Origin of the sequence: Arthrobacter sp. M4 (assembly GCF_020251205.1) — a bacterium.
GTDB lineage: Bacteria > Actinomycetota > Actinomycetes > Actinomycetales > Micrococcaceae > Arthrobacter.
Genome location: NZ_JAIWYX010000003.1, coordinates 15,690 through 41,679 on the forward strand (window position 1 = coordinate 15,690; position 25,990 = coordinate 41,679).

A 25,990-nucleotide genomic window follows, 5' to 3' on the forward strand; every position below is an offset into this window, starting at 1 on the left:
CGGGTGGCCGCAGAAAAATGAAACCGGTGTTCCAGGAGCAGCGGCGTGAGAATCGATAGAAAACGGATTGTGCGCCATCACAACCCCGTCATCATGCAGCCGCACCCCGTCAACACCCTCAGCGTCGGCAACGGTGACCTCGCGGTGACGGTCGACATCTCGGGCCTGCAGACCTTCCCGGAGTTTCATGACCTCCAGCCGGATCCCCTGCGCGTCGTCGACGACGGCAGCAAGGGCCTGCCCGAACAAGGGGAACGCCCGTTCAGTCCGGACGACTTCCAAATCCCCTTGCGCACCCAATCGAGCTGGGGCTGGTACACCACTCGCAGCGGGCGTGACTTCTCGCTGGAGGAGGCCATCACCGAGCACCAGACCCCGCGCGGGCCGGTACCGTACCTCGACCGCATGGGGCTGCAGCGCGCGGGCGATCCGATTCCCAACGAACTGGCAGCCGCCGCCTGGTTCGCCTACAACCCCCGCAGGATGCATCTGGGCCGCCTGACGCTCGACGCGAGGCCTGCAGGTCCGGCTGTCGGACATCCAGAGGAGTTGGATGGCGCCCGGGCCGAACTCGACTTGTGGTCCGGGACCGTGGACGCGCGTTATCGCCTCGACGGAGTCCCCGTCGAAGTCACCACCGCAGCCGATCCAACCGTCCACCGCTTCGCAACGAGAATCCGATCGGAGCTGCTGCGCAAGGGGCTGGCGGTGTCTTGGGTCTTCGACCCACAGCGTGATGACCTCGCCCCCTTCGAAATGCCGGTGCACGACAGCGTTACCTGGGACAAATGCTCTCCCGGGACCTGGCTGGCCAGCAGGGCCGTGGAGTCGACAACGTACACGGTCCAAGTGGACACAACGGGTGTGTTGAGCCTGCACGACGGCGGTACCCGCGTGATGGCAGTAACTGACCAGGACGAACTCGAAGTTGTCGTCACCCTCCGTCCCGAAACCCGACGCAGTGCCGATCACACTCCCTGCACCTTCGCTGCCGTAAGCACTGCCGCCGCCGCATGGTGGGAGGACTACTGGCTCAGCGGAGCGGCCGTAAGTTTCAGCGGAAGCACCGATGTCCGTGCCGCCGAGCTTGAACGCCGGGTTGTTCTCTCCCAGTACCTCCTCGCCGTCAACAGTGCCGGCGCAACACCGCCCGCAGAAACAGGGCTGACCTACAACACCTGGTGCGGAAAGTTCCACCTGGAAATGCACTGGTGGCATGCTGCCCATTTTCCCTTGTGGGGGCGCGGGGCACTGCTCGAACGCAGCCTCGGCTGGTACCACAGCGCCCTCCCCGCGGCCCGGGAAACAGCCCGCAGCCAGGGGTACAAGGGCGCCCGATGGCCGAAGCAAACTGACCCGTCAGCCCGCGAATCGCCCAGCCATATCGGCGTATTCCTGGTCTGGCAGCAGCCCCACTTGATTCACCTGCTCGAGCTGCTCTACAACGAAGGACGTCAGGACGGATTCCTGGAACAGCACTACCCGTTGATAGAAGCAACCGCCGATTTCATTGTCGACTTCGTTGAAGAGCGGAACGGCAGCTTCATTCTTCCGCCACCCCTTATTCCAGCCCAGGAAAGTTACCTCGTCGACCGGGAAACCAACACCAGCCCCACCTTCGAGCTAGCCTATTGGTGCTGGGCACTGCAAACGGCAAATGTGTGGCGTCAGCGCCTGAACCTGCCTTTCCGCGAGGACTGGGACCTGGTAGGGCGCGGAATGCAGCGGCCCCAGCTGATGCCCGACGGAACCTACGCCGCCCTGGCCACGATGCCCTACCTTCTCCGGAAGGACCATCCATCCATGCTCATGGCGCTGGGATGGTTGCCCGATACCGACATCATCGATGCGCAGGTCATGGGCGCAACCCTGGACTCCGTGTGGCATAACTGGGATCTGCAAACCAGCTGGGGATGGGACTACCCCGTCATGTCCATGACGGCATCACGGCTGGGCGACATCGAAAAGGCACTTGGGGCCCTACTCCTTCCGTCGCCAAAAAACCAATTCCTCAGCAACGGCCACAATCCACAGATTCCGGGCTTCCTCACGCTTTACCTGCCGGCCAATGGTGGTCTGCTCGCGGCTGTCGCACATATCGCCGCTGCCATCGACCGTGGCGCCGTACTCCCGCCAGGCTGGAGCATGGCCGCGGAGGGCTTCACCACCCTGCCCCGCTTCAGCGGCGCCACCACATTTGTCTGACCCCCGGCATACCCGGCCTATCAATCCAGTTATCAGAAGGGCAACCATGCGTTCCGCATTCTCCACCACCCCGTGGTACGGCGGTGACTACAACCCGGAGCAGTGGCCGGAGGAAATATGGCGTGAGGACGTGCGCCTCATGACCCGCGCCGGAGTCAACCTTGCAACTGTAGGAGTCTTTTCCTGGGCAATGCTGGAACTCCAGGAAAACCAGTACGATTTCGAATGGCTCGACCGGGTCCTCGACGGACTGCACGAACGGGGCGTGAAGGTCGATCTTGCCACCGCCACTGCATCACCTCCACCCTGGTTTTCCCTGGCCTATCCAGAATCTCTTCCGGTAACGGCCGACGGCATCCAGTTGTCCCCCGGCTCACGCCAAACATATTGTCCAAGCTCCCCCGCCTACCGTTCCGCCGCAGGCCGACTCGTTCGGATGCTGGCCGAACGGTACGGCAACCATCCAGCCCTGGCCCTATGGCATATCAATAACGAATACGGCTGCCACATCGCCCGCTGCTACTGCGACACGTCCGCCGCAGCATTCCGACGATGGCTCCAGCACAAATACGGCGACATCGACGGACTCAACCAGGCGTGGGGCACCGCCTTCTGGTCCCAGCGCTACGGGTCCTTCGCCGAGATCCTGCCACCACGGACCTCGCCGGCGCACCCAAACCCTACCCAGCTGCTGGACTTTGACCGGTTCAGTTCCGACGAACTGCTTGCATGCTTCCTGGCCGAGAAAGCCATCCTGCGCGAAGTGACGCCCGAGGTACCCGTGACAACGAACTTCATGGGCCTCTTCCGTGGTGCAGATTACTGGCAGTGGGCTCAACACCTCGATGTCATCTCGGATGACCTGTACCCCGACCCCGCAGATCCCGACGCGCCGATCACCGCGGCCATGGCCCGTGACCTCATGCGCTCCTTGGGCCAGGGCAGGCCCTGGATCCTGATGGAGCAAGCCACAGGCGCAGTCATCACCCGGCCCGAAAACGCAATCAAGGCACCAGGCCAGATGCGCGCACTGTCCTATCAGGCCCTGGCCCGCGGCGCCGACGGTATCCTCTTCTTTCAGTGGCGTCAGTCCGCAGCCGGCGCGGAGAAGTTCCATTCGGCCATGCTGCCCCACTCCGGCACCGACACCCGTGTGTGGCGCGAAGTCGAACAACTCGGACACGAGTTGAACCAGCTGGGCAAGGTCATGGGCCAACAGGTCCCGGCTCAAGCCGCTATCGTCTTGGACTGGGACAGCTGGTGGGCCATCGAACAACGCGGGCAACCGGTGCAATCCGCCTACCTCGCCCTGATTGCGCCGTGGCACGCCGCCCTGACCCGGGCAGGCGTCGTCGTCGACTTCGTCCACGGCGACGAAGACCTCACCGGATACCCTCTGGTCGTCGTCCCCAACCTGCTCGTGGCAACGGACGCCCAGCTCGAGGCCCTGGACGCGGCGGCCCGGTCCGGATCGACAGTGCTCGTCACAGCCCAATCAGCCATCCTCGATCAGTCCCTGCACGCCCGCCTCAACGGCTACCTGGGCAAGCTGCAGCAAACCCTCGGGATATGGATCGAGGAATTCGCCCCACTTGCAGGTGCCTGGCAAAGGCCCGGAAATGTGCCCGTCAGGCCGGAGACGACCATTCGCCCAACAGTTGAAGTGAGCGGCGACGTGCTCCCTGACGGCCGTGCTACCGGACTGGAGTGGACAGAAGCCATTCGCATCCACGACGCAGAAGTCAAAGCCCGCTTTGCACACGGGCCCCTTGAAGGGATGCCCGCACTCACGCGTCGGGCAACAGGGAACGGCGCAGCCTGGTACCTCGCCACCCGCTTCGAACCAGATGCACTCGCACACCTGGTGGATACCCTCCTGGCCGAGGCCGGCATCACCGGCGAACCCGTCATCGGGGCAACCGGCGATACCGGGTGGGTTGAGACGGTCCGCCGCGGCGAACTGACCTTCGTCATCAACCACAGCACCGCGCCGGTCACCCTGACTGCCCAGGGCAAAGACATGCTGAGCGGACGAACGGCAGCCGACATGGTCCTCGAACCCCAGGGCGTCGCCATCATCGAGCAGGAAACAGCCGCCCCCGCTGCACAGGAGGCACCCCTACTTAACGCAGGAAGAACTGGGGAACCGACATGAGCAGCACAGCCACCCCAGCCCGGCACTCAGGAGGGCCGGCGCCGCCGGTTACTCGGCTTCACAGCCATCCAGCCGAAATCCCAGCATCCCGACCATCAACACCCATACGTCAATTTTCAAAGGTGAGAACATATGCGTAAAAGCAGCATTACCTCAGCAACTCCCGGCCCAGTCCGGCGCCGGACCGTTACCGTCGGAACCCTGGCCGTCGCGGCTTCCCTACTGCTCCAAGGCTGCTCAGCCGGCAGCGGATCCGCAGGCGGTTCCGGAGACAACTCTGGCCCGGTCGAATTGACGTTCCTGAACCAGTCACGAGGACAGGAAGCCGCCCTGAACCAGCTGGCCGAGCAGTACTCCAAGGAAAAAGGCATCAAAATCACCATCGATTCGCCCGGCCCAACAGATTACCTGCCCAAGCTGCAGGCCAAGGCGCAGTCCAAGTCGATGCCCGACATCTACTCCTCATTCAACGCAGCGGATATGGCCCCCTTCTACAAGGCCGGCTGGGCGATGAACCTTGAACCCGAGTTGAAAGGCGACTGGGGAAAGAACTTCAGCCCCGCAGTCATCAAGATGTCGACGTTTGCCGAGGGGAACAACCTGGGCGTTCCCGCCGGAATCTACACCGCGCACTGGGAAACCCAGACATACGGCCTCCTCGTGGACCCGGCAGCCACCGGCATCGATCCTGCGGCTCCTCCAAAGACGTCCGACGACCTCATCTCAAAGCTCGCCGCCGGAAACAAAAACGGACAGGGAACCTTCGCCGTCGCAGCCTCGCTGACACCCCAGCTCATTCAGGGTTTCGCCTCGAACTGGCTGACGGACGAGGAAATTTCAGCGACCTACGACGGCAAAGCCAGTTGGAAGTCAGATGGCTGGCGCAAGGCCTTCCAACTGCTCGTGGACATGAAAAAGGCCGGTGTTATCGCCAACGGCTCCCTGACGGGCGGTCAGAACGACAACCCAACCGTCGAATCGTCATTCTTCAGCAAGCATGAAGTGGGAGCCGTCTTCGACGCATCCCCCGGCGTCTCGGTCGGATTCAAAACCGCGCCCGACTACAACAGCTTCATCTCCCTGACTCTTCCGCCAGCTGCCAACGGCAAGCTTGCACCCCGATCCCCAGGGCTCCCAGGAAAGGGAGCAGTGGTTAACCCCAAGGGCAAGCATCCCAAAGAAGCGCTTGAGTTCGTCAAGTGGCTTACTGAGCCTGCACAGCAGAAGGTCTTCGCCGAGGTCGGCCGTATTATGCCAACAAACCCCGCACTTCTGGCCAACGGGACTCTTTCTCCGCAGCTTGCAGGGTTTGGAACAGCAGTCAAGGACATGCAGGTCCTGCCCAATACGTTCAAGACCAACGTCAACACCGCTATCGTCCGGGACGCGCAGGGACTGGTCCTGGGCGAGCTTACAGTCGACCAGGTCCTGGATGACCTGCAGCGTGCGCAGGACAAGAGCTAATGCCAGCTCAACTTGCACCATCTGCCTTGCGGCGCTCCTTCCGGGCGCCGCAAGGCCGGGCGGATATCCGCAGGACGTTGCTCGGCCTGTTTTTCCTCTCCCCCGCCATCGTCCTGATCGCCACGTTCACCATCACCCCTTTCGCCCAGGCCATCCTCCTTAGCTTCCAAAGCTGGGACGGCGTCAGCCCGGACACCCCTTTTGTCGGGTGGGCGAATTACGAGTCGGTGTTTAAGAACGAGGCATTCTGGGCTTCGATGCAGAACGTCGCCGCCTTCGCCGTGGTGGGGTTCTTCGTCGGCAACGGCGTAGCAATCACCATGGCTGTGGCAGTCAACAACGTGATCCGGGGGAAAACATTCTTCCGGACAGTGTTCTACCTTCCCGGTGTCCTCTCCGTTGTTGTTGTCGGCCTCATCTTCACATCCCTGTTCTCACCTCAATCCGGGACCCTGAACCGCCTGCTCGACATCGCAGGGCTTGGTACACTGCAGCAAAACTGGCTAGGCGACCCGGCCATGGCTTTGCCCTCCGTCATTGCGGTGTTCATCTGGTTCCACTGGGGCTTCGGCTTCCTGCTCTTCCTTGCCGGACTTCAGGACATCCCCCCGGAACTTTACGAAGCTGCTGATCTAGATGGCGCCAGGACATGGGCGAAGTTCCGCTACATCACGTGGCCCCAGCTCGCTCCCGTTACCACCATCGTCAGTCTGCTGACCCTACTTGCGGCCCTGCAGGTTTTCGGCACCGTTCAAGTGCTCACCAACGGAGGACCCGGCTACCACACCATGGTGCCCACGCTCCAAATTTATTCAGAAGCATTCACAAATCATGAGTACGGCAATGCCGCCGCCATGTCAGTCGTCTTCGGCGGAGCCCTCGTTCTGCTGTCACTGGTTCAGCTCACCGTCTCGGCAAGGCGGTCCAGGGCATGACAAGCAGCCAACCATCTGAAGGAAGCTACAAATGACCGTTAGAAGCACAGAGCTTGCGGACCATCGAAATCATATACCCATCGATGCACCCAGCGGGGATCAGGTGCCCGTCCGCCGGCGGCGCATCCGCGCCGATCGCATCGGTCTCTACGGGCTGCTGGTCGTTGCTGCGCTCCTGGCGCTGTTTCCCCTCCTCTGGATGGTGTCCGGGTCCCTTCAATCCTTGGACGAGCTGCTCGCGGGAAAGAGCCTTCTTCCCCTGAACCCGAAATGGGGAAACTATGTCACGGCCTGGGTACAAGGCGACCTTGGCATGTACCTGACCAACAGCATCACGTACACCCTCGGGGCAGTCGCCGGGATCCTCGTGGCATCAAGCATGGCCGGCTACGCTCTGGCGCGACTGGATTTCTGGGGAAAGGGTATCTTCACTTTCATCATTCTCGCGGTCATGATCATTCCAGCCCCTGCAATGTTCCTCGCCCAATACAGGTTGTTGACTGACCTCGGGCTCACGAACAGCCGGCTCGGCTACGTCCTGATCCTCATCACATCGGGGATTCCGATGGGCACACTGATCATGCGCAGCTTCTTTGCCAGCCAACCCAAAGACCTCGAGGAGGCTGCCGCTCTCGACGGCGCCTCTGCCGTCAGAATCTTTGCCAGTGTCATCCTGCCCCTTGCTAAGCCAGGCCTCGCGGCAGTGGCAGTGATCCAAGGGCTGGCCGCATGGAATGAGTACCTCATGGCCCTCGTTCTCTTCGACGACAATTCGCTCATGCCCATTCAACGCGGTCTAACGAGCTTCGATTCGGCGGAAACACCCCAACAACAAATTCTTCTGGCGGCAACAGCCATATCCATCGTTCCCGTCATCGTGTTTTACCTGCTGGCGCAGCGGCACATTGTTAAGGGCATTGGGGCAGGTGCCATCAAGTAACCAGCGTTTGCACCGACTCCCCTATCCAGGAGCAGGACATGGATGCGTAGAGTCGCGATGCCCCTTCACGGGGTAAGAGCAGTAAACCGACCACGTCAGGCATGCTTCCCGAGTGTTGTCAGAATAAGGTCAAAATCGCGGTTTCTGAGCACACCTTCGACAGGGTCTTGGACTTCAATCTGACAGTTTGGTTCGTTCGCGGTGAACACCTCCAAAAGACCTCGACCAACTAACCACCAGGCAATCTGATTTGCGGATCACGTCAAGCCCGGGAATGGCAGAGTCGACTTTGCCGTGACCGGCTCACTTAACGAGTCCCGCAGCCAGTAGCCGGGTACTTGTATTTGGCCGCAAGCGTTGACCGCGAACCGGTGCGCTGGATCAGGACTGAGGCCGTTGTCGGTCCGTCATCCATAGCCATGACGTGCAGGAAACTCGAGGTCCTTCGCGGATGCTGTAGCCAAGGCTGCTTCGATGACAACGCCTTCGTTGCGGCGGATGGCTGCTGCTATGGCACGGTCCACGGCGGATGCTGAGAGGGACGGGTGTGATTCTCGGCTTCCCTCCACAGGAAGTAGCCGACCAACTGAATGAGGAATGGGTAGCCGTAGCCGCCGGTGGCTACCGCGGCCCGATGCACCAGGTGAATTTGGGTGAATTTGGCTTTCCAAGTGAATTTGGTCAACGAGGGACTGGCGCCCGCGCCAGCGCCCCGTTGGTCCATCTTGCACCGCACGCCGTCCGGTTCGGAAGCTGATATTTTTGCGGCGGCGTCGTCGCCCCGAATCGACCTCTTCGAGCTGCTTCGGGCTGAAGACCGAGCTTTTGAGGCGATGCTTGATGGTTGGCGGGCGCAACTGAAACAGCGACGGATCGGCTACCGATGCAACCCTTGGGCAGACGATGGCCCAACGGAACCTCTGGAAAACCACCGAGGAGCGCTCCCAAGCTGTGGCTGCCGGAATAAGGAGTCAAAAGACATCCGGCCGCAAGCCGGCCTGTGCTTACTCGTTTCATCCGGCGGAAAAGGGGACGGCTGGAAACTCTAGTCCGGTTGCTAACCGGCCGCGGCGCTCATCGCCCGCTTTGCTGTCGTGACAACCCCGGTTGGGATATCGCCGCGCAGGACTGCGTCGAAGTTCTGCCAGACGGTCGCGATTCTGCGCTCGACGTTTTCCCAGCCGACGCCTGCCATGTGTGGCGGCAGACTACCTGCTCCATAAATTTGTGCATGCCGGCTCCCTCCTCCTTTCATTCTTCTCATGGCCTGAACCGTGGAACTTCGCATGACCGGGCGGTTCCCGCCCGCTCTGGTGTCCGGAAGCGGACCGGCGTAGCGTCGAGTGCACCGACGGGCGTGACGACGCAGGCTGATCCGCGGCCCCAGTCGCACGGTGACAATCGGCTGTGAGGAGCCGGCAATGGCTGGATGGAATGCCGATACGGGTGCAGGGCCCTTAGGGGGAACGGTCACGTTGGTGGAGGGCTCGAACTTCTGCATTTCCTTGACGAACGGGGATATCCTTCCCGAGTATCCACACGGAGTCTTCTACGAGGACACCCGGATTCTGTCCCGCTGGACCCTGACGGTGAACGGGCAGCCGCTTGAGCCGCTCGCCGTGGAAACGAGGCAGCCGTACCGCACGCTGTTCGCCGGCCGCGTTCCCCGCACCGACGGTTATGCAGACAGCCCGCTGATCGTGGAGCGGCTGCGGGAAGTGGGTGCCGGGATCTTGGAGGAGATCTCGATCCAGAACTTTTCGACGAAACCGGCTGACTGTGTGATCGCCCTCAACGTCGAGTCGGATTTCGCCGACGTGTTCGAGGTGAAGGAGGCTCGGATCCAGCGGCGCTGGGTCGTAACCCGCCAGTCGGAGGGCGATTCGCTGATGATCAGGGGCTTCTGGGAGGACGTGCATAAAGCTGTCGCGGTCAATGCTCTTGGTGCCGACGTCGGGGCGGAAGCCCTGACGTTTCGAGCGAGCATTCCGCCGCACGGGAAGTGGATCGGACGGTTGAGCGTGGTGCCCTTCGCGGACGGGACGGGTCCGAAGGAGCCGTTCGTGCATCCGGCACCTGGGGAGATGTCTCCCCGGGACCGACGGCGACAGGAGTGGGTGGAGAAGATTCCGGTGCTGCAGTTGGGCAACCGCTCTATGGAGCGAACGCTGCGGCGCAGCTACGACGATTTGGGTGCGCTGCGCATCGAGGATCCGGATCACCCGGACCGGATCGTGGTCGCGGCCGGGGCTCCGTGGTTCATGACCTTGTTTGGACGGGACTCGCTGTGGGCTTCGGGCATGGCGCTGCCAGTGGACCCGTCCCTGGCCCTTGGCACGCTGCAGACCCTGGCCGAACGTCAGGGCCGCGTGGTTGACCCGATGAGTGAGGAGGAACCGGGCAAGATCCTCCACGAAGTCCGGCTCGGCGTCTTCGGCGGACTGGCCCTGGGCGGAAAGTCTGCCTACTACGGCAGCGTCGACGCCACGCCTCTGTTCGTAATGCTGCTAGGGGAGGTTAGTCGCTGGGGTTTTGCCCCGGAGACCATTGCTGCACTGCTGCCCCATGCAGACCGCGCCCTGCAGTGGATCCAGGATTATGGGGACAAGGACGGCGACGGATTCGTCGAGTATGAGCGCCTCAACGACCAAGGGCTGATCAACCAGGGATGGAAGGATTCGTGGGACGGCGTCAATTTCGCCGACGGCACCCTGGCGGAACCGCCGATCGCCCTGTGCGAGGTACAGGCCTATGTCCACGGCGCCTACACGGCGCGCGCGTGGATGGCATACGACCGCGGCGACTTAGCCAAGGCGGCGGAACTGCGTGAACGAGCGGCGCAGCTGAAGAAGAAGTTCAACGAGCAGTTCTGGCTCCCGGACAAGGGCCATTACGCAGTCGCGCTGGACAAAAACAAGCGGCCGGTGGACGCGTGTGCATCCAATATGGGCCACTGCCTCTGGTTCGGCCTTGTGGACGAGGACAAGGCTCCTCTGGTAGTGGAACGGCTGATGTCGCCGGAGATGTTCAGCGGCTGGGGCGTGCGGACCCTTGCCAGCGACATGGGCGCCTACAACCCTGCCAGCTATCACAACGGGTCCGTGTGGCCCCACGACAACGCGCTTATTGTGGCCGGGCTGCTGCGCTACGGGTTCGTCGAGCAAGCCCAGCAGATCTCCACAGCCCTAATGGAGGCGGCCGACTACTCCGGCGGCCGGTTGCCGGAGCTGTTCTGCGGCTTCAGCCGCGAGGAGTTCACTGAGCCCGTGCCCTATCCGACGGCGTGCTCGCCGCAGGCTTGGGCAGCTACCACACCCATCCTGCTGGTAACGAGCCTCATGCGATACGACCCCCACGTTTCCCTCGGCGGCCTCTGGCTGGATCCCGTGCTTCCCGAGTCCTACGGCGACCTACATATCAGCAACGCCCCGATGGGAAGCGGCCGGGTCACCATTGACATCTCTGGCCCCACCGCGTCCGTCAACGACGTACCCGAGGGCCTCGTATTTCACCGCGGCCGGCGGCCATGGATCACCGATCTCGTGGAGCAAGCCAAGCTGCGGCCGGAGGCATAGCCGCACTTTCGGCCCGACGGCAGGCCAGTGGAGTCGCCGTCGCCCGGGATGGCTAAAGGTAGCCAGACTTTAGGAATGCCGACGCCCGGAGATCCCCAAGCTCAGGACCGAAACCTTCGCGATCCACACATGTTTGGAATCGAGCTCGGAGTGGATCATGCTGCTTCCCGCTGACCGTGGATGATGCGGTTGGCGTGTCGGGCCGACAGGGGCCCTAGAATCCCGTGTAGGTCATAGAAGAGCTGTCGCGCCTCCGTGCCCTTCCACTGCTCTGGCAGGAATTCGAGCGGGAGTTCCGGATCCAGGAAGGGCAGCCGCCGCCATTGCGTGACCATCGGAATGTAGGTTTTGAACGCGTCCCGATAGGTGCTCTCGCTCCTGTCCTTCCGCTTTTTCCACTCTGTGAGCTCTGCTGTATGCGCGTCGATAAATTCGGCATAGTACTGCTCAAGGGATTGGAGATCCCACCATTCAGCAACCTTGTTCTTGAGCTCCCCTGGCCCTGCCGGGCTGGAAAAGAAGAACTCAACGTAGTCCTTCAAGTCATTCCGGACCACGAAATCCATAGCCTCGGTGAAGAGCTTCTTCGGTGCAATGCAGAGTCCCGGCGCCACGTTGCCGAATCCCATGCGGGACAGACCCGTCCGGATCTTATTCCGCTGTGCCCTTTGCGCCTCGGGCACCGAGAAGGATGCGAGGAGCCACGGGTCGTTGGCTGACGCGGGGCGCGGTACGAAGATGCGCTCATCCCGGATACTGAAGTGCTGCTCCAGTTCCGGGGACAGGGAGTACCCGTTCTGACCATCGACTTTCTCGCTGGTCAGCACCCCCTTCTTTTTCAGGCGGGAGATCGAGGACCGGATGCTAGCCGACTCGAGGCCCAGATCCTGAAGGAGGCGTACTAGCAGGGCCACAGGGATTACTCCCCCGCTGCTACGGCCATAAAGCCCGAAGACTGTGATGATGAAGCGGTGATGGGCGGGCTGCCCTGCAGCGCCCGGGAGTCGGCCAGCAATTATTTCGTCTTCGGCATGCACGCGATCAGCATACCAATGGCGCGGCCCTTTCCTGACCGACATCCATTAACTTTCTAGGACGACCGCATGACTTCTGCCATGTGAGAGCAGGCTGGGTGGCCGCATCCAGCGTGATCGAATCTTTGATATGGCTGTTGTGTCGCGGTTGTCATTTGGAGGAGAATATTTGCTCAACGGCGGAGTTAAAGTGGCTTCCGCTTGAGAGTGCCCTCAATCCACTACGGTCAGATTCTACGGCGGGGAACGAAAGCCACGTGCGGTCATGAGAACGTAATATTGCAATCTAGTGACTGTCGTCATGTTTTCGTGACATACTGATGCGACTTGCTCCGTCAATGACGAGCACAGCCCCCTCTCCTTCGCGCCGCAAGCTCAAAGACGAGCAACCGCACTTCGAACCAGCGGATGACGAAGCACACGGAAGGTCTACTCACATGGCTTCTTCGCTTCTCGACGAGGCAAAGCTCTCCAAATTCCACCTCAAAACCGCCGTCGCCGGCTCTGCCGGTCAGTTCTGTGACGGTTATGTTCTGGGAATCATCGCACCCGCGCTGCCCCTCTTCGCCGCTACGCGCGAAGTTTCCCCGCTGATGAGCGGCCTGCTCGGCGCCTCGGCCCTGGTCGGACTCTTCCTGGGCGCCTCCTTCTTCGGCTGGCTCACGGACAAGATCGGCCGCAAGACGCTCTTTATCGCCGACATGGTTGCGATTGTCATTCTGTCTTTGGCCCAGATTGGCGTCGAGTCTGCAGGAATGCTCTTCGCCCTCCGGCTACTACTGGGCATCGCCGTTGGAGCGGACTACGCAGTCGGTCCCACCGTTATCGCCGAATTCTCACCAAAGAAGTATCGCGGGGCACTGCTTGCCTCCGGACCTGCCATCTGGACAGTCGGCTATGTAGCATCGTTCGTCGTAGGATCAACGATGGCCAACACCACCACTGACTCGTGGCGTTGGATGCTGGTATCGGGTGCCGTGCCGGCGATTGTCCTTGTCTTCGTCCGATTCGGAATCCCCGAATCGCCACGATGGCTGGTTGAAAAGGGCAGAATGGACCAAGCCCTGGCGGTGATCCGCAAGCACATTGAACCCAATGCGACAATGGCCGACATCACTCAGGCGGACCTTTCCGGCCACATCACGGCAAAAAACGAACGGCCAACGAAGCTCCTTATGGAACCCTTCCACCGCCGTCGCCTTGCGTTCGTTTGCCTTTTCTGGTTCTGCCAGGTCGTCCCTTACTTTGCGGTCTTCACCTTCCTGCCCACAATCCTCGAAAGCCTGTCCACAGGCTCCGCCTTCACGCAGACCTTAACGGTCAACATCTTCCTCCTGGTCGGCGGAGCGCTCGGGGTCTACGCAATCGGACGAGTCGGCCGCCGGCCGTACGCGTTGGCTTCCTTCACCGTTCTGGCCTTGTCCACCGCCGGCCTTGGGATCTGGGCCAATGCTCCGCTGTGGTACATCGTGGTTTGCTTTGCGTTCTTTGCGCTTGTCTCGTCAGCTATGTCATCCCTGGACATCGTGTACCCCACGGAGCTCTTTCCCACCGAGATCCGAGGCACCGCTATGGGCATCGCGGTGGCCTTCAGCCGGATAGGTGCGGCCGTGGGCACATTCCTGCTACCCATCGGCATGGCCAGCTGGGGGGTCCAAAGCGTCACGCTGATCACTGCCGCTGTAGCAGCCGTCGGCTTGTTCGCCTGCCTGGCCTGGGCGCCGGAGACCCGCGGCCTGACGCTCACTGCGGCAGCCAAAGGCCAGCAACCATCCGAACAAGGACATGAGCTCGAATCGGGCAAAACCCATGCCTGACAAAGCGCTGCCAACTCCGTTTCGAACGGACACAAGGAGCACCATGCACCACGTTATTTCCGGCATCGACGACTTGACCCTCGATCTTTTCGACGACGTGACCCGCCGAAACGCCACGGCCGAACTCTCCCCACAGCTTGCAGACAAGATCGATATGCGTCGGGGCCAGTTCCTCTCTTTCGTGCAGGGGAACCGGAACACACACCTGTACGGCATCACGACAAGGCACCATGTCGGCGCAAAGCATATCCTCGACTTCGATGGTTACGACGAATTCGCTTCCCGTCTGCCTGCTTCTGGTTCAACCTTCGGCGAGAAGCTCCCGGACCGCCTCGTACGAGGAATCGTTGTTGCCCGCCTGGCCGACTACATCAATGGAACAGGTTGCCTGAGGTCCACCACAGTTGCCCGCATCCTCGACCTGCTCACCCGACAGGAACTGCCGAAGGTGCCCGCACGGGGAAACGGGGAGCCCGGTGACATCATTCCCCTTGGTTACCTCTTCCGCGAGGTGTTCAACGGAAGCCTCGAAGTTGGCGAGGGTATGGCCATGATCAACGGATCCCCTGTTGCCGCCGCGTCGCTGGCGGACGCGGCCGTGGGGAGCAGGGACCATGTCAAGACGCTCGAACGCACCTTCGCACTGGCTGCCTTCGCGGTCTCCGCACCACTGCAGCACTTTGACCAGCAGTTCGAATCACTCTGGAACGACCAATACCTGGCCGAATCAGTCCGGAACATCCGCGGCTACCTGAAAGGCGCTGAGGGCGTCGGCTATCTGGCCTATCAGGCCCCGGTCTCGTTCCGGAGCATGCCCCGCGTGCTCGGGTGGTTCCGACGAACTGTCAGCACACTGGAAGAACTCGGGTCCACCGCCCTCAGGACGTCATCGAACAACCCGGCCTTTATTGGTCCCAAAGAAGCCCCTCCTTTCGGTGCCGTACTCTCCAATGGCGGCTACCACAGTCCCTACGCCAGCCCCGCACTGGACGCGCTCACGAGGTCCTACGCCGACGTCACCCAAATGCTGGCAGCCCTGACCAACCAAGTAATGGAGATGCCCGGGGGCCTGCTGAGCCTGGAACCCGAGTCCGAGGTCTCGACGCTCTACCACGTCACCAGAGGCTGGGCGGAAGAAGCCCGTGCCGCAGCAACTCCGAGCCTTATCAGCCTCGGCAACGGAGGACAGACAGACACCGGCACCCTCGACCTCCTCGCATGGCGCAAATCCAATGAAGCAAGTCAGGCCCTCGAGGCGGCCTGCACCGTCCTGGCAGTGTCCGCAGCTCACACCGCCGAGCGCAAGAACATCAAGGCCGCAGGCGAGCTCGCAATCTTCCAGGAACAAATCCTGAAGGTCTTCCCGGTCGGCACCAAGCCGGTTGAATTTGATCAGCGGCTCACCGACGTACGGACCCTGCTTTACCCATCCGCACGCCAACCCCTTTCCGTATAGATACAGCCACACACGTTCTTTGGCCAGTGCCGGTATCCGCCGGCTCCCGTTATGCATTCTCAACTGTGGGGCCAAGGCCGGCTTACCGCCATCCCAGGAAAACGAACGTTTCTTGATCATGCTCCCTTGCGCTCTTGCGCACGGTTTCCACCATCTGCTCCGGCGGCACGAAATTCGATGACGGTTCCGGTTTCGTGTGCATTTTGTGGAGAGTTGCTCATCACCGTGCTGTCTAGGTGCCCGTCCGAATGATCAGGACGGAGATGCCTCTCCCCTGAGTTCGCCACGGAGCTCCAGCACCTTGATGATGGCTGGCCAAGGTAGCCCGGATCCGGGCTTGTCACGTTCGTGCCGGCGGTACCTATTCGATGCAGTATTTTGCGGGGCGACGTGAGGTTGCCCTCCGAAGCCGGCCAGCCAGCACGCTCAATCCCTCGCTCAGGATTGACACCCCGATGCGCTGCGCGGAACGAAGGAGCGACTATTTTGGCGATGATTCATGTGCCGAAATCAAGACGGGCGGCGACATATCCGCAGCGTGGCGCAAGAATGAAGCTGCACGAGCCATCCTGAGGTCCATCGACGATTACGAGCAGAAGCTTAGCTTTTGAAGGGAAGCGACGAAGGCTTCCCGTAAACGCGCTATCAATAAGCAAAAACCAGACTATTGCAAGTCTAGTGCGACCGTAGTAATTTATGACACACCGCATCGTTCAATGAGGAGATCTGCGATGACCCAAAACACAACCACAACCACCACTAGCCGCGTATCGGTAGTCCGTGAAACCGAGCGGGAAAACCTCTGGTTCCTAGGTGATTTGATCCAGCCGATCATCACCTCAGAGATGACCCGGGGCTTGTTCCAGCTTTCGCTGACCCATTCCAAGGCAGGATCCGAGCCTCCGCTCCACGAACACAACGGAGAGGATGAGATCTTTTACCTGCTTGAAGGTCAGATTTCCTTCTGGGCAGCAGATGTCGCGGTGACCCTCAATGCCGGTGACTGCATCCTGTTACCCAAGGACGTGCCGCATATTTTCAAGGTATCCCCGGAAGCGGAAGCAAAATGGCTCGTGATGAGCGCCCCGAGTGGCCTCGAGAAGTTCTTCCGCGCTGTTGCGATACCGGCGGAGTACACGGGTCCGCAAATCGGATGGGCAATGGACGAGGAAACCGAGCAGAGGCTGGAAGCCGCCGCCGAAGAGTTCAACATCAAGATCATTGCTCCCCCGGGCGCCCGGCCCGAGACAACTCTCTAGCCCACGCGCTCCTACTCAAAGCCAAAAAAGGAACTATTCATGAAAGAACAAACAATCGCTGCAGATCCAGGAACCCGTCTGGTCGTTTCGGGCCCTCCGGCCCACGAGGTGACAGCCGAACTCGTCTCTCGCATTCATGCCATTGGACAACTTCTTCGCGAAAACGCCGTCGAAGCTGACAGGAACCGGGTCCTTCCCGACTCCAGTATCGCGGCCCTGGAAAGCACAGGTGCGTTGCGAATCTCCGCCCTTCAACGGTATGGCGGCTATGAGGGAGGGGCCACAATGCTGTTGGAGGCCGCCAGGACCGTCGGCCTCTACTGTCCGGCAGCAGCCTGGGTCACAGTCATTTCCAACGGTTCAGTCATGTTGGCCAACCGCTATGACGATGAGCTTCTTGATGAGATTTTTGCGGACGGTCCCGTCCGAATGGCGTCTATTTTCGCAAGCCCGCAGGGAACGGCCATTCCTGAGGGCGACGGATGGCGTGTAAGCGGCGAATGGCCTTTTGCTTCCAACTCCATGCATTCGGACTGGGCCATCGGGATCCTCAATGTGCACGGCTCCGGCGACGACCAACCCCGCATCGGGTTTGCCATGATGCGTCGCGGCGAATACGGGGTAAAGGACACCTGGTACACGATCGGCATGCGGGGAAGCGGATCAAACACGATGGTCGCTGACGACCAGTGGATCCCCCGCAACAGGATCATCACCTTTGAACAACTCATGGGCCAGACCGTGGAGAGCGATCCGACTGTGACGTTCGGGCGCCGCCTGACACCGCACCTGACAATGTCCACAACTATCCAGGCACCTGCGCTCGGAGCCGCATACGCTGCTTTGGACTACGTGACCGACCTGTCGCAGAGACGGGGCATTACCTATACGAACTACAAGCGCCAGACTGACTCAGGGGCCTTCGTACAGGGGCTTGGGGCTGCAAGCATGAAGATCGACTCAGCCCGCTTACTGCTTGAAAGATCAGCAGCCGACATCGATAACGCCGCTTCCGGCACAACACCTCTCCCGCTGCCAGAGCGAGCGCGAAACCGCGGCGGCATTGGTCATGCCGGCCATGAACTAGTTGAAGCCGTGAATGATCTCTGCTGGCTGCACGGTACAGCGGCGTTTTCGGAGAATAGCCTGCTGGGCAGGATGTGGCGCGACATCAACACCGGAACACGCCATGCCTCCATTGCCGCACCCATGGGGTACGAACTTCACGGCAATGGCCTAACCGGCACCGAGTTCATCTCTGCGAAGCTCTGACGACGCCATGACCGTCAGCAGCACATCCGGTTCACCTCGACGGCGTCGGGCGGTCTCCATGCTAAAGCGCACTGAGCTTCCCGGGATCAATGCCTGGTACGGTGTCAGGTTCGCAGAACTAACGGCCGGACGACGGTTTACACCGCCCCGCCCGGCTGAGGGCCAACTGCTGGCCAGCAGGCTTGCCGAAGTACCGGTCTTTCCCCAACTCCCGAGCAGACTGGCCAGTGCCATGGGGCACGGGGTCGCCCTGAACGACCAGTCCGATGAGGCCTTCTTCCTGAATGTATGGGCCCCAACGGACGGAGACGCCCTCCCGGTGCTTTTCTTCATTCACGGCGGCGCCTGGATGAGTGGCGGCGGATCCATGGAATGGTACGACGGTGCTGCAATGGCCCGGCAAGGAATCGTAGTGGTCACCGTGAACTACAGGATCGGCCCGGTAGCCCACCTGGCCGACCCTTCCGCCGCCGGACTACCCTTGCCTGCCGAAGACCTGATCTGCGCCCTCCACTGGGTCAACGAACACATCTCCGGACTTGGCGGAGATCCTCAAAAGGTGACGGTCGTCGGCCAATCAGCAGGCGCATGGTACGGACACCTGCTTAGCACGGTGGAAGAAGGCGCAGGTCTTTTCCGGACGGCAGCCCACCTAAGCATGGGCACTAGAACGCCATGGGACCAGCAGCGGTTTACCGAGGTCCGTAACCGCGTAAAGGCTTTGCTCGGTGGCCGGGACCTGCAGGATGCCCCTGCCGCCGAGCTTCTGCGAGCAGGCAGTGCCGGGCTGGGAAACGAAACCCGCCCCCTGGGGTATGCCGGATCCGCTTTCCTGCCCACGATGACTGCCAGATTGCCGGCGGGGCTCATGGACCCGAAATGGAGTGCGCGGAACTGCCACGTGGAAAGTGTCTATTTACGCAATACGGCAGACGAGTCCGCCACCTTCCTGTTCAACTCCCCGCCGGAAGTGAACGCAACATGGCCACAGGTGGACGAAATCCTGCAATCGCTTGATCCCGACCATATCCCGCCAGGCTTCAACACCTCAGCACTGTCCCCCTACCGAGCACTCGTGGCCATCTCCTCCTGGCGGCAGTTCCAGCGATTCCCAGCCGAGCTCCTCCAGACATACGAACAGGCGGGCATCGGAGTACAATATTCGGATTTCAGCCTCGAGAGTCCGCTTGAAGGACTGCACAGCGGCCACTGCCTGGATCTGCCCTTCCAGTTCGGCAACCGCTCTGCGTGGGCGGACGCGCCGATGTTGGCAGGAATAACCGACGATGAGTTTGCGACCATTTCTCAGGAGCTCATCGACGACCTGACCAACTTCGTCATGACCTAGAAACACTTGGCCCCGCCCCGGCATGAATACAACAAAGACACGGCTCGTCCTTGAACTGCCTCGGAATCTGCCGGGCTGGGAATAACGCGACTCAACGTCACGGTTCACCCTCGGCTTCAGCTAAAGGCACCAAGGGTCGTCATCGGCACGCACCCGATCAGATGCCCGCCAACCGCGGCATTCTTTCAAGGCTAGAGACCCCTCCAACAATGACGCACGTTTAGTTTCTGCCATGCACTCATCCCAGCTAACCCTGACTTTGCTTGCTTTTAAGAAGACTATCCATTGCTATTGCAGGACGGTCGTCGCGTAGTGGAGAATATTACTCAATGTGGGATGAGTCACACGTCTTCCCCACCAAGCTCCAACCACCCAACAGTTAGTTCCAGGAGGAACCCCCGTGCTAAGTTCCCTCAAGGCACCTGCCACCGAGACCAGGGGTAGGAAAAATTCCGGTGGCGTTGAATTTCACGCCGTAAGCAAGACGTTCCCGGACGGCACACGTGCCTTGCATGACATCTCGATTCATTGCCCTGCAGGGGAAGCAACAGTTTTCGTAGGCCCCTCAGGGTGCGGCAAAACAACGGCGCTGCGCATGATCAATAAGATGATCCTGCCTACAGGCGGAAGCGTCACGGTCAACGGCACCGACGTCGCTTCCATGGCAACAACCGAGTTGCGGCGCCAGATCGGTTACGTCATCCAGAACGCCGGGCTCTTTCCACACAAACGCGTCATTGACAACGTGGCCCTGATTCCACGACTGCTGGGCGAAGCGAAATCACCGGCTCGGGAACGAGCCGCCGAGCTTCTGAAGCTTGTAGGCCTTCCCGCCGAGCTGGGCAGGAAATACCCCCATCAGCTATCCGGCGGTCAGCAGCAGCGCGTCGGAGTAGCTCGTGCACTGGCGGCAGACCCACCCATTCTGCTGATGGACGAACCTTTCTCTGCAGTGGACCCGATTGTCCGTAGGGATCTTCAGTACCACCTGAAGAGTCTGCAGGCTGAACTCAAGAAAACCATCATCATGGTCACCCACGACCTCGACGAAGCCGTGTTCCTTGCCGATCAGGTGGTCGTGTTCCGACCCGGGGGTATCGCCCAGGTGGACACTCCGGATCGCATCCTTACCACTCCTGCGGATTCCTATGTCGAAGGTTTCACCAAAGGAAATGCCGGCATCAAATGGCTCTCTCTTCTTCCCACTGCCGGGTTGACACTGGAGGCCGCCTCATCCGAACCGGGCAGTTCCACCCAGGTATCGGCGAACTGGATCCTTCAGAACGATGCCAACGGACGACCTCAGAGCTGGATTCCTGCGGGATCCGCCGCCTCGAACGCGGCCGGACCCATTCCGGTCAGAAGCCCGTTTGTCCACGGGACCGACATGCTAAACGCAGCACTAAACTCCGCGGTTCTCTCCCCGTCGGGCAAGGCAATTGCGACAGATCCGCAGGGCCACACTCGCGGCGTCGTCGATTCCCGTGAGATCCACCTCGCCGTGATGACTGCGAAGGGGCGTATCGATGAATGACTATGAATGGGTCCTGTCCAATGCGGGCCGCATCTGGGCCATGGTCGGCGAACACCTGCTGCTGAGTTCCGGGTCCGTCGTCATGGGACTCCTAATATCGATTCCTCTGGGAATTGCATGCGCCCGCTGGCGGCGCCTATACGCTGTCGTTCTGGTGATCACCAGTGCCGCCTTCGCGATTCCTTCGGTTGCGATGTTCATCCTCCTGATGCCTTTCTCCGGTATCTCGCGCACCACGGCGCTCATCCCCCTGACGATCTACGCGGTGGCCTTCCTCATCAGGAATGTTGTGGGGGGAATTGATGCGACAGCGCCCGAGCTCCGGCATGCCGCAGACGCGATCGGCTACGGCAGAGTCCATCGCATCTTTGCCGTTGACCTGGTGACCGCCGCGCCCTTCATCTGGGGGGCAGTGCGGGTCGCAACGGTGTCAGTGATTTCAATGGTCTCCGTGGTGTCGATATTGGGCATGCCCTCCATCGGCGATCTCTTCGTCGATGGCATGCGCAGGTTCTACGCCACTCCAGTAATCGCCGGGATCGTCCTGACCATCGCCTTGGCAGCAGCCATAGACGCGTTGCTCGTCATCGTACAAAGAGTGACCACACCGTGGGCAAGGAGAGCATGATGGACCAGCTACAACTTGTCCTGGACTGGTTCGGCAATTCTGCACACTGGGCCGGTGACCGCGGCATTCCCATACGCGTCCTGGAGCACCTGAACTTTTCAGCCACAGCCCTGGGCATCGCCTTCGTCATCGGCTTCCCACTAGGCGTTACCCTGGGATTCCTAAACAAGGGACAATCCCTCGTCGTCGGATTGGTCAACGCAGTACGTGCGCTGCCCACGCTGGGCTTGCTGACGATCTTCGTAATCCTCAGCGGGATAGGGCTGCTCCCGGTCCTTCTATCGTTGATCATCATCGCCGTCCCTCCGATTCTCGTCGCGACCTTCGAGGGCGTACGAGGTGTGGACAGATCCATCACGGACGCAGCCCATGCAATGGGCATGGGCAGGCAGCGCACGGCTTACCTGGTTCAGGTGCCGATCAGTGCCCCACTGATTGTAGTGGGCATTCGTAATTCAGCCATTCAGGTCGTCTCGACTGCAACAATCGCTGCATTCGTCGGCATCGGTGGCCTTGGACGGTTCGTTTTCGACGGACTTGCCAGCCGCGACTTTGGGCAGTTGGCCGGCGGCGCCGTACTCGTGGCAATCCTCGCGCTGGGAGTTGAACTCGTTCTCACCCTTATCCAGCGCGCCTTGACGCCTGGAACCCGCAACATACTGACAACCGCACCACTAGCAATCAAGACTCCCAACCAGAAAGTCCATATCCCATGAGTATTACGCGAAAATCCGCGATTTCAGTCTCGGTGTCCGCTGCCCTCGCCCTCGGTCTCAGCGCCTGCGGGTCCGCATCCTCCAACCCCTTCTCGTCCGGCGGAAGCGAAGGCAAGACGATCGTCGTCGGTTCGGCGAATTTCGGAGAAAACATCATTCTCGGAGAGCTGTACTCCCAAGCGCTGGAGCGCGCAGGCTACAAGGTCGACCGGAGACTGGACATTGGCTCGCGTGACATCCTGTACGGCCAGATGAAGGATTGCAAGATCCAGGTAGCACCGGAGTACAACGGCGCCCTGCTGAACTACTTGGACGCCAAGGCCACAACCCAAGACGCGAACCACGTTTACAAGGAACTCGAGACAAAGGTCGATAAGAACCTCAAGGTTCTGCCCGTATCCCCAGCACAGGACACCAATGCCCTCGTCATGCGGCGTTCCAAGATGGAACAGATGAACATCGACGAGGTTTCAGATCTTCAGTCATCGGCGCCGCAGCTGAGTATCGGTGCACCTCCCGAATTTGAGGCACGCAACGACGGCCTGGCCGGCTTGAAAAAGACTTATGGGATCGCCTTCAAATCCTTCAAACCACTGGATTATTCCGGCCCGATCACCCTCACAGCCCTGCGTAACAGCGACATCGACGTCGGACTGTTGTTCAGCACTACTCCGGACCTCGCCAAAGGCGATCTCGTAGCCCTCAAGGACCCGAGCGGCATACTCGGCGTGAACAATGTGGTCCCTCTCATCTGTGAAAAGGCCGTGGACGCCGGCGCCCAGGAGGTCCTCAACAAGATCAGCCAGAAAATGACCACCGATGACCTGGTCAAGATGAACTCCGCCTACAACTTTGACAAGAAGAATCCCGATACCATCGCAACCGGCTGGATCGACGAGAAACTCCGATAGTCAGGAACAGGACAGCACAAAATGCATCACATAATCGACAGCGCCCAGGACATCACTCTCGAAGTCTTCGAGGATGTCACACGAAACGCCGGCACCCTTGAAATCACTAACGACCTACGCCAGAGAATCGATACCCGTCGGGCAGAATTCCTCAACTACGTAGAGCACAACCGCGAATCCCGCCTCTACGGAATCACCACCATGCACCACGTCGGTGCGAAAAATGTGATGGATGACGCCGCCCTGGCCGAGTACGGAACACGAATGCCCGCCTCCGGATCCAGTTTCGGTCCCGGGCTGCCAGACCGCGTGGTCAGAGGGATTGTCGTGGCCCGGTTGGCTGACTTCCTCAACGGAACCGGCTGCCTGCGTTCTGTCACAGTGGACCGTATAGCCGGGATGCTTTCGGAACCGGAAATGCCTTACGTGCCGGCACGTGGGTGCGGGGAGCCCGGTGACATCGTTCCTCTTGGATACCTCTTCCGGGAGCGTTTCAATGGCACCTTGCAACTGGGCGAGGGCATGGCGATGATCAACGGCTCCCCCGTGGCCGCGGCAGCGCTGGCCGATGCCGCATTAGGTGCAGGCCGCCGTGAAGCCACCATCGAAAGTGTCTTCGCTCTGGCTGCGTTCGCAGCAGCCGCCCCGCTGGCACACTTTGATGAGGCGTTCGAGACCCTTTGGGATGATGAGCACCAGGGGAAGTCTGTTCGAGGGATCCGCGAACTGCTGGGAGAAAGCGAAGGTTTGCAGCAGCTCACGTACCAGGCTCCAGTCTCCTTCCGCAGCACGCCCCGCGTTCTGGGAGCATTACGGCGCAGTCACGCCGAGGCCGAAAGGGCAGCCTTGATTAGCCTAAGGGCCTCCTCGAACAATCCTGCCTTCCTTGGCCCGGACCAACGTCCCCCGTACGGCGCCGTCCTCTCCAACGGTGGCTACCACAACTCACTGGCCTCCCCGACACTGGACAGTCTCGCCCGCTCCTGGGCAGACACCACCCAGCTGTTCTCAGCACTCACCAGCCAAGTAACCGAAATGCCCGGTGGCCTGCTGCATCTTGAACCGGAGGCCGAGGTCGCAGCTCTCTACCATGTCGCGACAGGCTGGTCGGAAGAGGCAAGGGCCACGGCCTCCCCAACCCTAATATCGCTGGGGAACAGCGGGCAGACCGACACCGGAACGCTGGACCTCCTCGCGTGGCGAAAAGCCGACGAGGTGAGATACGCCTTGGAGGCAGTGACCACCGTACTCGCCGTAGTGTCGGCACACACTGCCAGGCGTAAGGGCCTTCAGCCAGCCGGCCAGCTGGGAGATTTCCACAACACCGTCCTGGAACTCTTCCCCGTCGGAACGAAGCCTGTTGATTTCCACCCTTCGCTGGCGGCAGTGCGTGATTTCCTGTGCGGGGCGCCCGCCCAAGTGCGTCAAGAGTCCAGGAGCCAATCATGACCGAAACCAAAGAACGCACCATCGACCCGCAGCGCTTCCGGGAGGTGATGGGCCACTACCCCACAGGAGTCACCGCAGTTACAGGCATCGCAGAAGACGGCGAAGCCTGCGCCATGGTGGTCGGAACTTTCACATCCGTGTCACTGGATCCACCGTTGGTAGCATTCCTTCCCACCCGCTCGTCGTTCATCTTCGACAGGCTCCGAACTGCCAACTCACTGGCGATCAACATCCTGGCCCATGATCAGGAACAGCTATGCCGGCGGCTCGCCCGCCCCGCCCCTGACAAGCTCGGCAACGAGGTGTGGGAACCATCCCCCGGTGGCGCCCCAGTCCTTGATGGTGTGGTCGCGTCAATCGACTGCACACTCGAGCAAGTAATCGAAGGAGGCGACCACTACATAGCATTATGCGCGGTGCAGGACCTGGCCGTGCACCGCTCAGTCGCCCCACTGGTGTTTTTCCAAGGCGGCTATGGAGGATTTGCAATGGGATCCTTCATGATACGGGGGGATCAGGACCTTGCCCCCTCCGTCGCGCGCGCACAAGCTTTGCGGTCTGACATTGAAGCACTGGCCGCGGAGATCGGGGGCGAAATCACACTCTTCACCCGGCAAGGCGACGACGCAGTGGCCGTGCTCTCGGCAGTCGGTGCCGGAACGGACATCATCTCGCCGCTGGGCTCGCACTATCCCCTGATTCCACCACTGGGCGACGCTTTTATCGCGTGGTCGGCACCCGAGGACCAGGAGCGCTGGATCTCACGGGCGTTTGGCGCCTCAGAGCAGGAGTTGGCGACCTTGCGCCAGCGGTTGGACGAGGCTCGGCTACGCGGCTGGTCCCTGTCCCTCGACGCACCAGGCCGCCGCGAACAACTCGAGGCTGCCGTCGTCGAGTACGGCGCGGGCAATCACCTTCCTGCCAAGCAGCGCGAAATCAGCCAGCGCATCGTCAAGTCCGCCGGCTATTTCCCCGTCGGGCAGCTTGACCGCACCGCACGGCACGACGTGGCGACCATAACCGTACCCATCCTGCAGCGCGAGGAGTCTCCGCATCTGATCCTTCGTCTCCTGTATCCTCCGGCCGGTGTTAACGGCGCGACTGTCGAGTCGTGGGCACAACGCCTAAAAGCCTTCGCCGAGGATGCAGGGCGACAGCTGGAGTGACTAAATCATCCGGCAGACCTTCCCAGTGCCACGCCTTCGTGTTTGTATCCCGCGCCCCTCCCGACTGATCAGCTTCGCCAAGGGCGCAGCAGTCGGTAGTTGGAATGGCGCCGTGCTGGAGGTCGG

At 60.9% G+C, this 25,990-nt stretch carries 20 protein-coding genes; 17 read left to right on the top strand and 3 right to left on the bottom strand.

Annotated features, from left to right (window positions below; all coding sequences use genetic code 11):
• The first annotated feature begins 45 nt into the window (after positions 1-45).
• The 5 genes from LD110_RS06565 (at position 46) to LD110_RS06585 (ending at position 7,699) form a co-directional block, all read left to right on the top strand.
• Positions 46-2,205, top strand: coding sequence for a hypothetical protein (locus LD110_RS06565; RefSeq protein WP_225497411.1), 2,160 nt, complete (start codon positions 46-48; stop codon positions 2,203-2,205).
• A 46-nt stretch (positions 2,206-2,251) separates the two neighbouring features.
• A complete protein-coding gene (locus tag LD110_RS06570) occupies positions 2,252-4,360 on the top strand; it encodes a beta-galactosidase (protein WP_225497413.1) in 2,109 nt (702 codons plus the stop codon).
• A 132-nt stretch (positions 4,361-4,492) separates the two neighbouring features.
• Positions 4,493-5,824 carry an ABC transporter substrate-binding protein gene (locus LD110_RS06575; protein WP_225497429.1) on the top strand — a complete coding sequence of 444 codons (1,332 nt, stop codon included), beginning with the start codon at positions 4,493-4,495 and terminating at the stop codon, positions 5,822-5,824.
• The gene (locus LD110_RS06580; protein WP_225497431.1) at positions 5,824-6,759 is read left to right on the top strand and encodes a carbohydrate ABC transporter permease; all 936 of its coding nucleotides are present in this window, start codon (positions 5,824-5,826) and stop codon (positions 6,757-6,759) included. The genes LD110_RS06575 and LD110_RS06580 overlap by 1 nt, the downstream gene beginning before the upstream one ends.
• Before the next feature lie 31 nt (positions 6,760-6,790).
• Complete coding sequence (locus tag LD110_RS06585; protein WP_225497433.1) at positions 6,791-7,699, top strand: carbohydrate ABC transporter permease; 909 nt, start codon at positions 6,791-6,793, stop codon at positions 7,697-7,699.
• A 407-nt stretch (positions 7,700-8,106) separates the two neighbouring features.
• On the opposite strand, the gene LD110_RS06590 is transcribed toward LD110_RS06585, so the two are convergent.
• Complete coding sequence (locus LD110_RS06590; RefSeq protein ID WP_225497435.1) at positions 8,107-8,268, bottom strand: hypothetical protein; 162 nt, start codon at positions 8,266-8,268, stop codon at positions 8,107-8,109.
• Positions 8,269-8,756: 488 nt separating this feature from the next.
• A complete protein-coding gene (locus LD110_RS06595; protein WP_225497437.1) occupies positions 8,757-8,894 on the bottom strand; it encodes a hypothetical protein in 138 nt (45 codons plus the stop codon).
• Between the two features lie 226 nt (positions 8,895-9,120).
• Between LD110_RS06595 and LD110_RS06600 the strand changes: the two genes are divergently transcribed.
• Positions 9,121-11,274: a glycogen debranching N-terminal domain-containing protein gene (locus tag LD110_RS06600; protein ID WP_225497439.1), complete on the top strand. Its 2,154-nt coding sequence runs from the start codon at positions 9,121-9,123 to the stop codon at positions 11,272-11,274.
• Between the two features lie 155 nt (positions 11,275-11,429).
• Here the strand turns inward: LD110_RS06600 and LD110_RS06605 are convergent, their stop codons facing one another.
• On the bottom strand, positions 11,430-12,311 hold the full coding sequence (locus LD110_RS06605; protein ID WP_225497441.1) for a PaaX family transcriptional regulator C-terminal domain-containing protein: 882 nt from the start codon (positions 12,309-12,311) through the stop codon (positions 11,430-11,432).
• 434 nt (positions 12,312-12,745) lie between these two features.
• Here LD110_RS06605 and LD110_RS06610 point away from each other — a divergent pair, with 434 nt between their 5' ends.
• From LD110_RS06610 to LD110_RS06660, 11 genes are all read left to right on the top strand, one after another.
• Positions 12,746-14,125, top strand: coding sequence for an MFS transporter (locus LD110_RS06610; protein ID WP_225497449.1), 1,380 nt, complete (start codon positions 12,746-12,748; stop codon positions 14,123-14,125).
• A 43-nt stretch (positions 14,126-14,168) separates the two neighbouring features.
• On the top strand, positions 14,169-15,581 hold the full coding sequence (locus LD110_RS06615) for an aromatic amino acid lyase (protein ID WP_225497451.1): 1,413 nt from the start codon (positions 14,169-14,171) through the stop codon (positions 15,579-15,581).
• A gap of 731 nt (positions 15,582-16,312) precedes the next feature.
• Entirely contained in the window at positions 16,313-16,840 is a 528-nt protein-coding gene (locus LD110_RS06620; protein ID WP_225497461.1) for a cupin domain-containing protein, read from the top strand.
• A 39-nt stretch (positions 16,841-16,879) separates the two neighbouring features.
• On the top strand, positions 16,880-18,112 hold the full coding sequence (locus LD110_RS06625; protein WP_225497463.1) for a hypothetical protein: 1,233 nt from the start codon (positions 16,880-16,882) through the stop codon (positions 18,110-18,112).
• 58 nt (positions 18,113-18,170) lie between these two features.
• Positions 18,171-19,460 carry a carboxylesterase family protein gene (locus LD110_RS06630; RefSeq protein WP_225497465.1) on the top strand — a complete coding sequence of 430 codons (1,290 nt, stop codon included), beginning with the start codon at positions 18,171-18,173 and terminating at the stop codon, positions 19,458-19,460.
• 400 nt (positions 19,461-19,860) lie between these two features.
• Positions 19,861-20,994, top strand: a complete 1,134-nt coding sequence (locus LD110_RS06635; protein WP_225497475.1) for an ABC transporter ATP-binding protein — start codon at positions 19,861-19,863, stop codon at positions 20,992-20,994.
• Positions 20,987-21,622 (top strand): ABC transporter permease, encoded by a 636-nt coding sequence (locus LD110_RS06640; protein WP_225497477.1) that lies wholly within the window; start codon positions 20,987-20,989, stop codon positions 21,620-21,622. Before LD110_RS06635 ends, LD110_RS06640 begins: the two co-directional genes overlap by 8 nt.
• Complete coding sequence (locus LD110_RS06645; RefSeq protein WP_225497479.1) at positions 21,622-22,338, top strand: ABC transporter permease; 717 nt, start codon at positions 21,622-21,624, stop codon at positions 22,336-22,338. The genes LD110_RS06640 and LD110_RS06645 overlap by 1 nt, the downstream gene beginning before the upstream one ends.
• The gene (locus tag LD110_RS06650; RefSeq protein WP_225497481.1) at positions 22,335-23,249 is read left to right on the top strand and encodes an ABC transporter substrate-binding protein; all 915 of its coding nucleotides are present in this window, start codon (positions 22,335-22,337) and stop codon (positions 23,247-23,249) included. Before LD110_RS06645 ends, LD110_RS06650 begins: the two co-directional genes overlap by 4 nt.
• Before the next feature lie 21 nt (positions 23,250-23,270).
• Positions 23,271-24,698 carry an aromatic amino acid lyase gene (locus tag LD110_RS06655; RefSeq protein ID WP_225497483.1) on the top strand — a complete coding sequence of 476 codons (1,428 nt, stop codon included), beginning with the start codon at positions 23,271-23,273 and terminating at the stop codon, positions 24,696-24,698.
• Complete coding sequence (locus LD110_RS06660; RefSeq protein ID WP_225497485.1) at positions 24,695-25,864, top strand: flavin reductase family protein; 1,170 nt, start codon at positions 24,695-24,697, stop codon at positions 25,862-25,864. Before LD110_RS06655 ends, LD110_RS06660 begins: the two co-directional genes overlap by 4 nt.
• Positions 25,865-25,990: the final 126 nt, after the last annotated feature.